Here is a 14,200-nt window from a genome sequence, read left to right as displayed (position 1 = left end):
CCGATGGAAAACCGATTTGACTTGAGTTTTGACCGCAGACCAAAAGCAACGTCTGGCTCAAAAATCGGTTCCGCTTACCAGTGGATGACCTGACCCCGTGGATAGAATGTTGTTCCGCAAAACCCGCCAACCGACGGAAAACCGGTCTTCTGACCGGCATCTATGGTTCTCTCGTTACCTGACAAATGAAATATCCGACATCTTGATCGTCGGCGTCCGCCGGTCCGTTGAACGCAATCGCAGAGCACCGTCTGACACGCGCCATTCGACGTTCTGCGCAAGGTCACGGCCGGTCGCCGGGTCAGTTGCTTTGAAATTGAACGCCACGATACCCTCCCGCTGAATGCCGACGATCTGGACGCTGCCGATCCCGTCGGGGTTCGACCAGATCCCGGTTATCCGCTCGGCGCCATCAGAGCCGGTCAGGCTGCCTGCAATGGTAAGCTGTCGCCCGGGCACGACACAGCGGCCCGAAAGCGTGAGGGTCCGGGTCGCTTGATCATAGCTGTTGGTGATCCGGCACCGCACGGTTTCCTGTGGTCCCTGCTGCGTTTCTTTGGCCCAACCGGCCCCCTGCCATGTGCCCGCCATGTCGGCGAGCGGATCGGCCGCGCCGGCCGTGGCGGCAAGAATTGCCGCAAGAACAATCAATCTAAACAGAACCATTTGCAGTCCTTTTCCAGGTCAAGAGTGCGGGCAGAAGGAACAGATCGGTCAACAGCGCCGCCCAGAGCGTTACGATCATCATGCCGCCAAATACTCGGATCGGATTGAAGTCGCTGAACAGCGTCACACAAAGGCCGAAGGTCAGTAAAAGTGTTGTCAGCACCATGACCTGACCTGTCGATCCTGCCGCCGCCAGAACCGCCTGCTGTGCCGTCTGTCCCTGCGCCGTCAACGCGCGAAACCGGCTGAGAAAATGCACAGTGTCATCAATGGCAATGCCGAACGCGATTGTCAGGGCAAGAACCGCGGTCGGCGTAAGCTGGCCCTGCGCCCACAGGTGCAGCGAGGCACCCGTCAGCATCAGGGGCAGGACGTTGGGAATGATGAGAACAGGCACAAGTCGTACCGAGCGAAATGCCACAGCTACCAAACCGGTCGCACCGACGGCTGCGACAAGCAAACCGAACGACAATTGCCCGATCAGCGTCACGGCCTCAACTCGCATGATCGTCGGCAGGCCGATGACCCGGTCGGCCCCTGCCGCAAGCGCCACGTAATGGATTTCGTCAAACTGCGCCAGTGTGTCCTTGCTGCGCATCGGTTCGGGCACCGACACGAAGATCCGCGATGAATCCTCTTTGGCACGGATTTGGTCGACCAACTCCCGAGGCAGGGTTGCCAGTTCTTCTTGCGATGGCCGCGTGTCCGGATGGCCCAGCCAGCGGGCAAAGTTGACCTCTGAAAGGACCGTACCCGGGCCGCTCGCCGCCTCCAGCCGTTCGGTCAGGGCACGGGTTTGTTTCCAATCGCCATCCGTTTCAACAATCATCTGGAAAACGCCGCCAAAATCTTCCGAGATGGCGTCGTTTGTGCCAAGCGTTGCGCTGCCGTCGGGCAGGTTCAGATAGAGCGGAAACCACGCCCGCGTCTGGCTGAAGCCGAATGTCGCAAGGATCAGCACCAGGATGCACAGCACAACCGTGGTTCGGGGCCGGGCGACGCCGATCTTTGTCAGACGTTGGGCGATCGACGCGCTAATCTGCGGCACGGCCCGGTCAGACAGACGAAATGTCCGGCCAAGAACCGCGAATGTGACGATGACAATTGCAAACGACAGCATCGTTCCGACCGCGCCCAGAACGGCAAACTCGTAAAGCTGAGAGTTCCCGGTCAGGGTGATGCTGGCGAACGCCACGGCTGTGGTCAGGGCGGTCAGGGCGCATGCGGGGCCAATGGTTTCGATGGCCCTGCGGACATCGCCGGTTTCCTTAATGCTGCCCGCCAGATGCACGCCATCCGCGACCCCCAGCACCAGTAAAAGGATCGGGATCACATTGCTCAGAACAGTGATCGGATAACCAAGCCAGACAGAAAGCGCCAGAACGCCCGCGGCACCGGTGACCGCAGGGAACACCGCCAGCAATGCCATGCGCAGATCGCGCAACAAGACAAACGCCGCCAGCGCAACCATCACCGCGCCCCAGAGGTTCAGTGCAATCAGATCATCCTTCAGTCCGGACACGATTTCCGAACTGATGACATCCTCGCCGGTGATGTTTGCGGAAAGGCCGGCGGGCAACGCATGGCCCAGTTCCGCCGAGATATTGGAGACCGCGGCGGCAACTGTGGTCTGATCGGTGTTGATCGACACGCTGAACATCATGGCCGTCAGGGTTGTGTTCAGGAATGTCGGCAGACCGGTATCCAACGCCTCGAACGCCGCCAAGTCATCAATGAAGCCCTTATCGATCTGCTGCCCGAACAGAGGCGTTCCCGAAGGTGCATCCGCAGTGGGAGGCCATCGCAACACAAAGGGAGATGCGACAGCCGTCACCCCTTCGATGAATTCCAGATCCAGCGACAGATCGCGCAGGGACGTCATCTGATCCGCGCTCAGGGCAGCTGGCGACGTCACATGGATCAGAACCGTGCCAAGCGGCGGCGACTGCTCTGCCTCGTAAGTCTGCTGGGCTTGCGACAGGGCGCTGTCGGACAAAAAGACACGGTTGATATCGTCATCAAACGAAAGGTTCGGCAAACTGCTGCCGATCAGGACAAGCAGCACGAAGATGCAAACGGAGGCAATGCGCGGAAATCGCAACGCCGCGATGCCGATCTGTTCGGCGCCGAAGCCAATTCCGCGCAACCCCACCTCAGGCAGCCCTGATCGGCGCGTGCGCCCGGTGTGTGACGCCGATATGAGACCACAGCATCGCGGCGTTCAACCCGATAGATCTGCCCGCCCCCCAAACCAGTCCCATCCCCATCGGCGCAACGATCGTCGCAGCCACGACCTTTGCGACAAGTCGCGCCCCGACGCGCTTCGGGTTCGCCAACGCTCCAAGCCGTTGGATGTGGGTGGCCCCGAAATACTGTGGCTTCGGAGTTTCCATCAAGCGACCTTTGCAGCAATATGGATCAGCAGAGGGGATGCGGTTGGCGGCGGACCTATTTCGCCCGCTTTGACGTGTGATCTCATCACGAATTTCGCAGCGGACGCAGATATGTTTCCCACCGCGTCCAAGTTGTTGCGGGCAGCAAACACTGGTCCTGCGAATACGGCGCGGCAAAGATACCCCCCGCCGGTTGGCACGACTTCGACCATGTCAGGCGTCATGACCGGAGCCGTTTCGCTAGGTTGTGGAAGTCGGCAGTCATTGCAGCCCCTTTGCAAAGCAGGGCCTGATTTGTCGAGGGTCAGTCCTTGGACGTCAGATAGCTGTCTTCCGCCGATAGACAACACTGGAGCCAAAACGGACGACATCGCCGCTGCAGGTTATCTGATCCGCGGCCTGCGCAACCAAATCATCGGGATGCCGAAGCAGCGCCCCGATTCCGAACAGTATAGCCCCAAACGGGCGGCAGCTGTGATCGGGTCTGAAAGGACTCTAGTGGGTCCAGGTGCCGCGCCGGTTGATGGCGAAATTTTCGCCATATCCGCCAACGCGGATATTGGCGCGACGCTCGCGGGGCTGGGTCACGATTGCAACGATCCCGCGTTCCTGCGCATATTCCCGCGCCTCTTCCATGGTTTCGAACCGCAGTTGAACCTGTGCCTGGGTGTCTGACGACGAGGTCCAGCCCATCAACGGATCAACTTCGCGTGCCGTGACCGGCACGAATTCCAAAATCCACTCATGGGTTCTGGCCATGCCCGACGACATGGCGGTCTTTGCCGGTCTATAGATGCGCGCGCTCATGCCCGTCTCCTGTCAGGATGACCCGGACACCTGCCGGGATTGCCTTGGGTTATTGGGCATGAAGGTCTGAAAGGCAAGCAGGGGATGAAGCATTCTGTGGTGGGAAGGGAACTGGCCGCCAGACGTTTCGCAGGGTGAGCGAGGGGTGGGTATTCGCGTCCCGTCCGGCAGCCAGACCTGCTGCTTGCAAGTTAATAAGCGCATGAGTCGCGTTTTGAATCAAGTTAAATTTACAACTTAGGGTTGAGTCTGTTCGAGCCGCGCAACGCATCGCCGAAACCACAGGGGATTTCGGCGGTGCGCCGCCCGAAACCCCCGCTGCAACCCATGTGAGTGACACTTACGCGCGTTTTGATTGCGCGAATGGCCAGTTTCGACTCACTTCTGCGCCAATGTTACCCATGCCCCTTTCCATCTGACCAGTTGAACCCCGTGCGAAACACATCACTTATGTGGTCAGCCCAAGGAATCGCCCAATGCCACACAACAACATGAACGCCATCACCCCCCGCCCCGATGTTCTGAGCAAGCCAAAGCTTGAGGGCGGGCGGCCGTTCCGGATGCAAACCGAATTCCAGCCCGCAGGCGACCAGCCCAAGGCGATCGCTGAAATCTCGGCGGGGGTGATGTCGGGCGAGCGGGATCAGGTGCTTTTAGGGGCCACCGGAACCGGCAAGACATACACGATGGCCAAAGTGATCGAACAGACCCAGCGCCCGGCGATCATTCTGGCCCCGAACAAGACACTCGCAGCACAGTTGTACGGCGAATTCAAAGGGTTCTTCCCGGACAACGCGGTCGAATATTTCGTGTCGTTCTATGACTATTACCAACCCGAGGCCTATGTCGCGCGGTCGGATACCTTTATCGAGAAAGAGTCCCAGATCAACGATCAGATCGACCGCATGCGCCACTCGGCCACCCGGGCGCTGCTGGAACGTGACGACGTGATCATCGTGGCATCGGTGTCCTGCATTTATGGCATCGGTTCGGTCGAAACCTATTCGGCAATGACCCAGGATCTGGTGACGGGCCGCGAATACGATCAGCGCGCGGTGATGGCCGATCTTGTGGCACAACAATACAAGCGCAACGATCACGCCTTCTCACGGGGGTCGTTCCGCGTGCGGGGTGATTCGCTTGAGATCTTTCCCGCGCACCTTGATGATCGGGCGTGGCGGTTGTCGTTCTTTGGCAATGAGCTGGAGAGTATCACCGAGTTCGACCCGCTGACCGGGCATAAGACCGACACGTTCGACAGCATCCGGATTTACGCCAATTCGCACTATGTCACCCCGAAACCTACAATGAAACAAGCCGTCGGCGAGATCAAAAAAGAGCTGCGCAACCGGCTGGATCTACTGGTCAACGATGGCAAACTGCTCGAGGCACAGCGGCTGGAACAGCGCACCACATTCGATCTGGAAATGCTGGAAGCGACGGGGGTCTGTAACGGGATCGAGAACTATTCACGGTATCTGACCGGGCGCGCTCCGGGCGAACCACCCCCCACGCTGTTCGAGTTCATTCCCGACAACGCCATCGTTTTCGCCGATGAATCCCACGTCTCGATCCCGCAGATTGGTGGCATGTACAAGGGTGACTATCGGCGCAAATTCACCTTGGCCGAGCACGGTTTCCGCCTTCCCAGCTGTATGGACAACCGGCCGCTGAAGTTCGAGGAATGGGACGCCATGCGCCCGCAATCGGTGTTTGTTTCCGCCACCCCCGCCGCGTGGGAGATGGAGCAGACTGGCGGGGTTTTCACCGAACAGGTGATCCGTCCCACCGGTCTGGTCGACCCGATGGTCGAAATTCGCCCGATTTCCATGCAGGTGGACGATCTGCTGGATGAAATCCGCAAAGTGACGAAAGACGGATTTCGCACGCTTGTCACCACGCTGACGAAACGCATGGCCGAGGATCTGACCGAATACCTGCACGAACAGGGGATCAAGGTGCGCTATATGCACAGCGAGATCGATACACTGGAGCGGATCGAGATTCTGCGCGATCTGCGGCTTGGCGCATTTGACGTGCTGATCGGGATCAACCTGCTGCGCGAAGGTCTGGATATCCCCGAATGCGGGCTGGTGGCGATTCTGGATGCCGACAAGGAAGGGTTCCTGCGGTCCGAAACCTCATTGGTACAGACCATCGGGCGGGCAGCGCGCAACGCCGAAGGCCGGGTGATCATGTACGCTGACCGGATCACCGGCAGCATGGAGCGCGCATTGGCCGAGACCGACCGGCGGCGCGAAAAGCAGCAGGCATACAATATCGAACACAACATCACGCCGACGACGGTGAAAAAGAACGTCGAGGATGTTCTGGCCGGTCTGTACAAGGGCGATGTCGACATGAACCGCGTGACGGCGAAGATCGACAAGGGAATGTCCGGGGCGAATCTTCAGACGGTTCTGGACGGGTTGCGCACCGACATGCGCAAGGCGGCCGAGAATCTGGAATTCGAGGAGGCCGCGCGCCTGCGCGACGAGTTGAAACGGCTCGAGGCGGTCGATCTGGCCGTCTCTGCCGATCCACTTGCCCGCCAGTCAGCGGTCGAGGCGGCGTCCGAAGCGGCGGTAAAATCGTCAGGGCGCAGCACGGCAGGACGACCGGGGCAAAGGGGCGGTAACGTGCAGCGTCGGCGTAAGTGACCTGCTCGGCCCCTCGCCCGGGCAAACTCCCCCAAAGACCTGAAAGTCGGCGATGGGGCCGCGTTTTCGTCCGGTTCGAACGATAGCTGATCGAGCCGGCTGCTGCCCCGCACCTCTGTGATGCACCCGTTAACGGCTGATTAACCATACCCGGCCCAACCTGCCCGACAGGAGGCCGCCGTGACCCGAATCCTCGCTCTGATTCTGCTGTTCTTTCCGGCCCCCGCCTATACCGGGGCATGGCCGCGCGAAACGGGGCGCGTGTTCACCGCAGCGCAACTGTCCTTTGCCGAACTCGCCGATCAAACAAAGGACGGTTACAACTCGCTCTATGCCGAATACGGGCTGAGCGATGTTGTGACGCTGGGCGGCAAAGCGTGGTCGCGGCAGGATGGGCAATATGGCGATGCCATGGTCTTTGCGCGCCGCTCGCTCGCGGTGTCCGGCGATCACTGGGTTTCCGGCGAACTGGCCCTCGGGGTGCGTAGATATGCCAGCGGTGCCATCTATCCGATGATCCAGCCCGGCATATCCTGGGGCAAGGGGTTCGGGTCGAACTTCGGCCACGGCTGGATGGGAATCGAAGCCGTCTATGGCCTTGTACCGGGCACAGGCGATCACTGGACCAAGGTCGATGCCACCCTCGGGTTGAAACCCGACAATGACACCCACCTGATTTTGCAACTGCGCGCCCACGACGACTGGCTGGGCCGCGCAGTGACATTCGCACCGACCTATGTGCGCCGGATCACGCCGCGCCTCAGCGTCGAGGCGGGGCTGACCCGGCGGCTGAACGGTGGCGCCAAAGGCGTTGGATTGCTCTTGGGCACCTGGACCGAGTTCTGAGCCTCAGAAAGGCTTGTCGCAGCGAACGGTAAGCTGCACCCGCCCCCGGGTCGGCACCGACCACCCCAGACGCACCCGGTCGCGGTTCGCCCCGTCCTGCGTGGTCACACTGGGCATGTCATACACTTTAGCCGCCCCGGTGGTCAGCAGATCGCCGTCCGGAACAATTGCTGACACCGTGCGGGTCACCCCGTGAAACGGCAGATATCCCCCGACCGCCAATGTCCAGGCGCTGGCATTGTCCGGCTGGCTGAATTCAAGAGTGACCGGGTTGATGGTGATCTGAGACACGCCGTTGAACGTGTTGCCCGTGAACTCGACGATCCGTGCCAATCCGGGATCAAGGGGGGCGATTGACGTGTCGACCCGGTCCACCCGATCTACCGATCCGTTCAGCGACTTGAACGTGTTTCCGATCACGCTCAGACCATGCACGAAATGACCGGAGCCATAGGGTTTGATCACGATCCATGAAAACCACGGCGCCACATCGTTCGCCGTAAAGATGTTGCCAGTCAATGACAGCCCGCCAAACGAAAACTCGTTCGAAAACGACGGTTGCGCGTCATGTTCATTCGTCCATTCAATGAACGAATTGTCCATATAGTTGCCGGTGATCACCGTTTTCACATTCGTCTCGGTCAGCACGACACCGGCGGTGCGCGGCCCGGCATTCACATTGTCGCCCTGAAACCAGTGATTGCCGACGATCAGGTGCCCGTTACCGAACAGCACCATCGTTATGCCCAACCGCTGAAACCGGCTGTTGCGGATCTTGGCGTCATTGGCGTTGACGTTGAATCCGATGGATTGCCGCTGTGTTGCCGGAAGAGACTGTTCATCCGAGATGAAGTGGCAGCGGTCGATCTGCAAATCCTGACAGCCGCCGCCCGATGACGTTATCCCGCGGTTCTTCGGCTTGGTGAGGAAGCAGTCCTTGACGTGAAACGTTTCGCCGTCCGGGGCCAGCATGATACCGCTGGCCAGCCCGTCGAGCTGGAACTCCACATCGGTGATCGTGAATTTGCTCAGCCGGGTGAAACCGCCAAAATCCAAGGCATACCGGAACCTGCGGAAGGTATAGGTCTGACTGCCCACGGCGTTCCACAACGGCTGGCTTAGCGTCACGGTCCCGGCGCCGACATTCTTGGTCCGCACATAGACCTCGCGTCCGACACCCGTGCCGGTGACCAGCGATCCAACCTCGATGTTGGCGACATTCGCGACGTCGGTCAGCGTCTTGGGGTTGTTGACAGCGTAGCGAGCCGTCGATGTCACTGTCCCGATATCCCACGCCGGGCTGGGGACACAGTTGAACTGGCCGTTGCGGATCACCCGGCGGATTTCATAGGTTGTCAGGTTGTTGACCGCCGCCGCCATGTCAATCGGTCCGGTCAGTTCGATCCGCCGTCCGCCCATGTCCAGACTTTCGTGATCGGTGTTGTTCAGCAACGCCTGAAACGCCCTCTTAAACCCCTCCACCTCATCGCCGAACGCATCGATATAGGTCGGCAGGTCATAGTTCTTGCGCAGGATCAGACGCCGGTTTGCGGGCAAGCTGACCTTGCCGACAAAGCGCACGGTGTTGCCCAATGTAATGTCGCTGTTCAACCGGTACGTGCCCTCGGGCACCAGAACAGAGCGACCGTTCGCCGCGGCATCCGCCGCGTCGAAAGCCGCGCTGTCATCCGCCGTCCCGTCGCCAAGGGCGCCGTAGTCGCGCACATCCACCCAATCCATCAGCGTGCGCAGGAAGGCCGATGTAACATCCTCGATCACGATATCGTCGATCCGCACCACACCGCCGCTTGGTCCCGTCAGGTCCAGCCCGAAATGCCCATAAAGCGCCTGACGCCCCCAGACCATATCAACGCCCGTGCGCTGCCCCACACCGACAATCGCGCTGACTTCGGCAATCGTGCCGTAACCCGTCAGTTGCACCGACGGCCCGATCTGCGTGACACCGGGCACGTTCACCCCACCCGCACCACCGGCCCATCCAGCGATCCGTATGGCAGGCAAGTTGCCCGACACCGCCTTGACCCGCGCGGTAATCCGCAGATAGCAGCCCGGCAAAATCGGTGTCTCACCGCTATACCGCAGCCGTTGCGTGCCCTGCAGCTTGATCAGTTCCAGACAGCCACCGAAATCCTGATCCGCCGCGATAACCGCCGCATTGGCGGCACCGGCATAGGTTGCCGAACCGGGGGTGCCGTCCTCACTTGACCAAACATTCAACCCACCCGCAAACGCCGGTGGCATCAAAACCAGCCCATCGGTAATCGCTTTGTTCATCGGTGTCCCTTTCCTGCGCCCATACCGACCGCGCGACCCGACAAAACCTTCCCGACGGCGGCTTTGGGCCAACGGGAAACGCGTGATGTCAAATGGCGTGATCTTCGGGCGAAAGGGATAGCAACGGGGTCTTAACCGGGACTTGGACGATCGCGCGTTGCGTGGATCTCAGGCACCGACCTGCGGCGCACGAAGCAGCTGGACACCGTCGATCTGCCATCCGTCACCGGATGGGATCATTTGGTAGTCCAGCGCGTGATAGGCACCCGAGGCATCGCGCACCAACACCTTTTGCCACACCTCGCCGCGGATGCTGCGCAGTTCCAGAAACCGCACCTCGTCCGGGTCCTGCACCATGGGGAAACCCTGCCGCACCATCGCAGCAAATCGATCGACCGTGCCAAAGATGCCTTGGATCGTGGGGGAGGCAAAGGTGAACGCCTTGGCGAAATCATCGGCCCGGAAGGCGTCGATCTGGCTTTGGATCACCGCCTCGATGGCCGGATCGGGTATTGCCTCATTGGTCTGGGCGCGAACATGGCCCGACAGCCCGACGATCATCGTCACGATCAGAAGGAACTTTCCCATGGCATGTCTCCCGGTTTCATTGACAGCATACACGTCAAGAAACCGGATGCAGTTTCACGTTTCAGTCAGAAATTTCGCAAACCGTGGTTCAGGCAAGTGAAACAGTGCCCGGTGCCCGCGCTTGTGCCAAACGGCGCGACTCGCAAGGAGCCGCGCCGCTGGACGACTGGATTCACGCCAGATCGCCGGCCAGTGCCTGATCGAGCAGCGCCACCGATTCCTCGACGCCATAAAGCGCAATGAACCCGCCAAAGCGCGGTCCCTGCGATGCGCCTAAAAGTACTTCGTACAAAGCCTTGAACCAATCGCGCAGCGGCTCGAACCCGTGCTCGGTGCCGACGGCAAAGACCATCGTCTGCAACGCATCCGCGTCCAGCCCGCCATCCCATTCCACCAACCGGGCACGCAGATCTTCCAGCGCGGTCCGCTCGCGGTCATTGGGCAGACGATAAACCTTTCCGGGCTTCACGAAATCATTGTAATACCGCACCGCGAAACCCGCAGCCGCATCCAGATCAACATTCGTTTCAGCCGAAGCTTTGGGCGCATAGCGGCGGATAAAGCCCCACAGCGCCTCTTTGTCCTCGGCCCCCGAAACACTGGCCAGATTCAGCAACATGGCAAAAGGCACCACCATCGTGCTTACAGGCACGTCGGCTCCGTGAATGTGGAACACCGGATTGTTAAGCCGCTGGGCTGCATCCTGCGTCGCATAGGCGCGCAACTGCTGATGATATTCGTCAACCGCCTTGGGGATTACGTCGAAATACATCCGCTTGGCCGTCTTGGGTTTCTGATACATGAAATACCCAAGGCTCTCGGTCGAGGCATAGGTCAGCCATTCGTCGATGGTCAGCCCATTGCCCGAGGACTTCGAGATCTTCTGACCCTTGTCGTCAAGGAACAGTTCATAGGTGAAATGGTTCGGCTTGCGCCCGCCCAGAATCTCGCAAATTCCGTCATAGATCGGCGTATTGGTGCTGTGATCCTTGCCGTACATCTCGAAATCCACATCCAGCGCCGCCCAACGGGCACCGAAATCCGGCTTCCACTGCAATTTGACGTTGCCACCGGTCACCGGCAGCGTCCACTCGCGCCCGTCTTCGTCATCAAAGGTGATCTCGCCCCGCACACCGTCGACGTTCTTCATCGGCACATACAGGATGCGTCCCGTCTCGGGGTGGATCGGCAGGAAACAGGAATAGCTCTGCCGGCGCTCTTCGCGCAGACTTGGCAGCATAACCCCCATGATCGCGTCATATCGCTCGGCAGCCAGCCGCAGCACATCATCGAACTGGCCCGAGCGATAGAATTCAGTGGCGCTGATGAATTCGTATTCGAATCCGAAGGTATCCAGAAACCGGCGCAGCATGGCATTATTGTGATCGCCGAAACTGGCGTGGGTGCCGAATGGATCGGGCACGGATGTCAGCGGACGTTGCAGATGTTCGCGCAGCCCCTCGGGATCAGGCACATTGCCCGGCACCTTGCGCATCCCGTCCAGATCGTCGGAAAAACAGATCAGCCGGGTGGGAATGTCCGAGATCAGCTCGAACGCGCGGCGGATCATCGTTGTGCGCTGCACTTCTCCGAAGGTTCCGATATGCGGCAGGCCGGACGGACCATAGCCCGTCTCGAACAGCACAAAGCCCTTTTCGGGCGGTCCCTTGGCATAGCGTTTGAGCAAGGCACGCGCCTCTTCGAATGGCCAGGCCTTCGATTTCATGGCGGCATCGCGCAATGTGCTCATTTCTGTCTCCTTTGCGGCCCGGTTTCGCTCATCGGCCGCCTGCAACCGCCACTCCCTATTGCCCCACCCGGTCGGCGTCAATATTGTGGCGCGATCAGACAGGACAGGAAAGACCTTGAACGACATGGCCCAATCGCTCACGCCACAGGATTGCCTCGTGGCAGTGATGATCGCAATCTCCGCTTCGGATGAAACCGTGCGCACCGCCGAACTGCTGACGATTGAGCGTATCGTCAACCACCTGCCGGTCTTTGCGGATTTCGATCAGGATCGTATCCGGGCCGTGGCAGAAGTGGTGTTCGATCTGTTCTCCGAGGAAGACGGACTTGACGCCCTGTTCGGCCTGATCCGCGACAACCTGCCGGAAAAGCTGTATGAAACCGCCTATGCCATGGCCTGCGACGTTGCTGCCGCCGATGGGCACATCGAAGAACAGGAACTGCGCCTGCTCGAAGAAATCCGCTACGAGCTGAACCTCGACCGCCTGCACGCCGCCGCCATCGAACGCGCGGCAAGGGCGCGGCACCTGACACTTTAACGGGGGTTGTGCCCCATCAGCTTTGTCAGGGCGCCCTGCACGGCTCTGACAAAGCCGGGAATCACCAGCGCATCTGCTGGACGCGCACCAAGCGCGTAAAATCCGATGCGCGACGTTCCGATCAAGCGCCCGGATAAACGTCAGGTTGCATGTATCGAAGACCAGCGCGCCAGCAATTGCCGTTGCAGCCTGCGCGCCCGCTGGAGCCATGCCTTGCCGCCGTCTGGACTTTCCATTTCGGCCTCGCTCAGCGCATCGCGGCGGGGCGGGTCGGCACAGAAGATCGCGAAGGCCAGATCCGGACTGCCGGGCGAACTCACATAGCCCACCAAGGCGCTGACAAAGTTCAGCGTCCCTGTCTTGGCCTGCACCACCACGCCCGGACGGTCTTCCAGAGGATAGCTTTTCATCAGCCCGCGCAGCCTGTCGCGCTGCGGCGCCTTCACCAGCATGCTCACCATGTCGGCGGCGCTGATCCGGGATTCGCCACTTAAGCCGGAATGATCGACCAGCCGCGCCGATCCGGCGTCGCCGGTCCGCTTCAGCCAACCGTTCATATGCGCCGCGCTGTCGATCAATCCGCGCAACGATCCGCCCGCCTGCGCGCTTGTGGTCAAACCAACCAGCTCGGCCGTCAGGTTCGTGGAATACTTCAACATGTCGCGAAGCACATCGGGCAAGGGGGCGCTTTTCCGGGTAACCAGTTCCGTGCCCTGATCCGATGTCGCGATTTCAACCGAATCGCCCAGAATGATGCCCTGAGAACGCGCGAGTGTCTGCAACACCTCGCCAGCATACAGATCGGGACGTCGCACCGGCAGCCAGCGCGCCCCGCCGCTGCCCAATGCCGAACGCGCTACCGTCCACTCGTCACGCCCATTCGCATCGGCATAGGTGTAGACCGGAAGAGAGCGGTCGACGACGCTCATCCGCGCCACGGTCACGTCGGGGCGATACCGGCCGGCCCGCGCATCCATTGTGACCGAGTAATCCGATCCGGTCTGTTTCCACTCGAAATGCACGCGGTTGTAATTCAGGTTCAGCCCACTCAGGCTGGGATTATAGCTCAGATGATCCGGCTGCGCAGGTTCGAGCGCGCGCACATAGGGCATCGCGCCGGCCCAGACCCGGAACTTGCCTGAAATTTCGCGCACGCCGGCCTTTTTAAGGTCAGCCGCCATTTCGGCCAGAGCATTGGTGTCCAGCGTCGGATCGCCACCGCCGACCAACACCAGATCGCCATCGATCCGCCCATTGGTCACCGGACCGGTTGCCACCAGTCGGGTTGTGAACCGGTACTCCGGCCCAAGTGTTTCAAGCGCGTAGAGAGACGTCAGCGCCTTCGCCGTGCTCGCCGGGGGTTGGCCCAACAGCGGCGAGCCGGTTTCCAACAACTCGCCGGTGCGCGCATCCGCCACGGCAAAGCTGACCTTGCCGCCGAGCCTCGCCTCGGCCACCATGTCTTCGGCTGATTTGATCGCCCGCTGGACCTGCTTGGGCTGCTTGGAAAGATCGGAGGCGCGGGCGAGCGGACGGATCGACCGCTCCGGTGCTTCGGCCCATGCGGGCACCGCAGCACTGGCCAGCAGCCCGCTCAGGATCATGCGCCGCGAAAGGTTCACTCGTACCACTCCCCCGATGTTCCGACACTGCGCGA

At 60.5% G+C, this 14,200-nt stretch carries 11 protein-coding genes; 3 read left to right on the top strand and 8 right to left on the bottom strand.

Features of this window, described 5'->3' with window-relative positions; translation table 11 throughout:
• Positions 1 to 174: 174 nt before the first annotated feature.
• The 4 genes from FQ320_RS09900 to FQ320_RS09885 form a co-directional block, all read right to left on the bottom strand.
• Positions 175 to 666, bottom strand: a complete 492-nt coding sequence (locus FQ320_RS09900) for a hypothetical protein (RefSeq protein WP_148471710.1) — start codon at positions 664 to 666, stop codon at positions 175 to 177.
• Positions 653 to 2,818: an RND family transporter gene (locus tag FQ320_RS09895; RefSeq protein ID WP_255509445.1), complete on the bottom strand. Its 2,166-nt coding sequence runs from the start codon at positions 2,816 to 2,818 to the stop codon at positions 653 to 655. Before FQ320_RS09895 ends, FQ320_RS09900 begins: the two co-directional genes overlap by 14 nt.
• 1 nt (position 2,819) lies before the next feature.
• Positions 2,820 to 3,059, bottom strand: coding sequence for a hypothetical protein (locus tag FQ320_RS09890; protein ID WP_255509444.1), 240 nt, complete (start codon positions 3,057 to 3,059; stop codon positions 2,820 to 2,822).
• A gap of 495 nt (positions 3,060 to 3,554) precedes the next feature.
• On the bottom strand, positions 3,555 to 3,866 hold the full coding sequence (locus FQ320_RS09885) for an ETC complex I subunit (RefSeq protein WP_148471708.1): 312 nt from the start codon (positions 3,864 to 3,866) through the stop codon (positions 3,555 to 3,557).
• Positions 3,867 to 4,342: 476 nt separating this feature from the next.
• On the opposite strand from FQ320_RS09885, the gene uvrB reads away from it, so the two are divergent.
• The gene (gene uvrB, locus FQ320_RS09880) at positions 4,343 to 6,526 is read left to right on the top strand and encodes an excinuclease ABC subunit UvrB (RefSeq protein WP_148471706.1); all 2,184 of its coding nucleotides are present in this window, start codon (positions 4,343 to 4,345) and stop codon (positions 6,524 to 6,526) included.
• A 180-nt stretch (positions 6,527 to 6,706) separates the two neighbouring features.
• On the top strand, positions 6,707 to 7,372 hold the full coding sequence (locus FQ320_RS09875; RefSeq protein ID WP_148471704.1) for a hypothetical protein: 666 nt from the start codon (positions 6,707 to 6,709) through the stop codon (positions 7,370 to 7,372).
• A 3-nt stretch (positions 7,373 to 7,375) separates the two neighbouring features.
• On the opposite strand, the gene FQ320_RS09870 is transcribed toward FQ320_RS09875, so the two are convergent.
• The 3 genes from FQ320_RS09870 to FQ320_RS09860 form a co-directional block, all read right to left on the bottom strand.
• Positions 7,376 to 9,667 carry a glycosyl hydrolase family 28-related protein gene (locus tag FQ320_RS09870; protein ID WP_148471702.1) on the bottom strand — a complete coding sequence of 764 codons (2,292 nt, stop codon included), beginning with the start codon at positions 9,665 to 9,667 and terminating at the stop codon, positions 7,376 to 7,378.
• A 168-nt stretch (positions 9,668 to 9,835) separates the two neighbouring features.
• Positions 9,836 to 10,255 carry a DUF4864 domain-containing protein gene (locus tag FQ320_RS09865; RefSeq protein WP_148471700.1) on the bottom strand — a complete coding sequence of 140 codons (420 nt, stop codon included), beginning with the start codon at positions 10,253 to 10,255 and terminating at the stop codon, positions 9,836 to 9,838.
• Positions 10,256 to 10,427: 172 nt separating this feature from the next.
• Positions 10,428 to 12,005 carry a lysine--tRNA ligase gene (locus FQ320_RS09860; RefSeq protein ID WP_148471698.1) on the bottom strand — a complete coding sequence of 526 codons (1,578 nt, stop codon included), beginning with the start codon at positions 12,003 to 12,005 and terminating at the stop codon, positions 10,428 to 10,430.
• 124 nt (positions 12,006 to 12,129) lie between these two features.
• On the opposite strand from FQ320_RS09860, the gene FQ320_RS09855 reads away from it, so the two are divergent.
• Complete coding sequence (locus FQ320_RS09855) at positions 12,130 to 12,543, top strand: tellurite resistance TerB family protein (RefSeq protein WP_222861600.1); 414 nt, start codon at positions 12,130 to 12,132, stop codon at positions 12,541 to 12,543.
• Positions 12,544 to 12,683: 140 nt separating this feature from the next.
• Here FQ320_RS09855 and dacB read toward each other — a convergent pair whose 3' ends face one another.
• Positions 12,684 to 14,165, bottom strand: coding sequence for a D-alanyl-D-alanine carboxypeptidase/D-alanyl-D-alanine-endopeptidase (gene dacB, locus FQ320_RS09850; protein ID WP_370513045.1), 1,482 nt, complete (start codon positions 14,163 to 14,165; stop codon positions 12,684 to 12,686).
• Positions 14,166 to 14,200: the final 35 nt, after the last annotated feature.

Source organism: Oceaniovalibus sp. ACAM 378, from assembly GCF_008085915.1.
GTDB lineage: Bacteria > Pseudomonadota > Alphaproteobacteria > Rhodobacterales > Rhodobacteraceae > Oceaniglobus.
This window is presented reverse-complemented; position numbering and strand designations above follow the sequence as displayed.

Excerpts from the sequence above, each read along its gene's own strand:
- FQ320_RS09900 (WP_148471710.1), bottom strand. The coding sequence starts at position 666 with ATGGTTCTGTTTAGATTGATTGTTCTTGCGGCAATTCTTGCCGCCACG.
- FQ320_RS09890 (WP_255509444.1), bottom strand. The coding sequence starts at position 3,059 with ATGGAAACTCCGAAGCCACAGTATTTCGGGGCCACCCACATCCAACGG.
- FQ320_RS09885 (WP_148471708.1), bottom strand. The coding sequence starts at position 3,866 with ATGAGCGCGCGCATCTATAGACCGGCAAAGACCGCCATGTCGTCGGGC.
- uvrB (WP_148471706.1), top strand. The coding sequence starts at position 4,343 with ATGCCACACAACAACATGAACGCCATCACCCCCCGCCCCGATGTTCTG.
- FQ320_RS09870 (WP_148471702.1), bottom strand. The coding sequence starts at position 9,667 with ATGAACAAAGCGATTACCGATGGGCTGGTTTTGATGCCACCGGCGTTT.
- FQ320_RS09865 (WP_148471700.1), bottom strand. The coding sequence starts at position 10,255 with ATGGGAAAGTTCCTTCTGATCGTGACGATGATCGTCGGGCTGTCGGGC.
- FQ320_RS09860 (WP_148471698.1), bottom strand. The coding sequence starts at position 12,005 with ATGAGCACATTGCGCGATGCCGCCATGAAATCGAAGGCCTGGCCATTC.
- FQ320_RS09855 (WP_222861600.1), top strand. The coding sequence starts at position 12,130 with ATGGCCCAATCGCTCACGCCACAGGATTGCCTCGTGGCAGTGATGATC.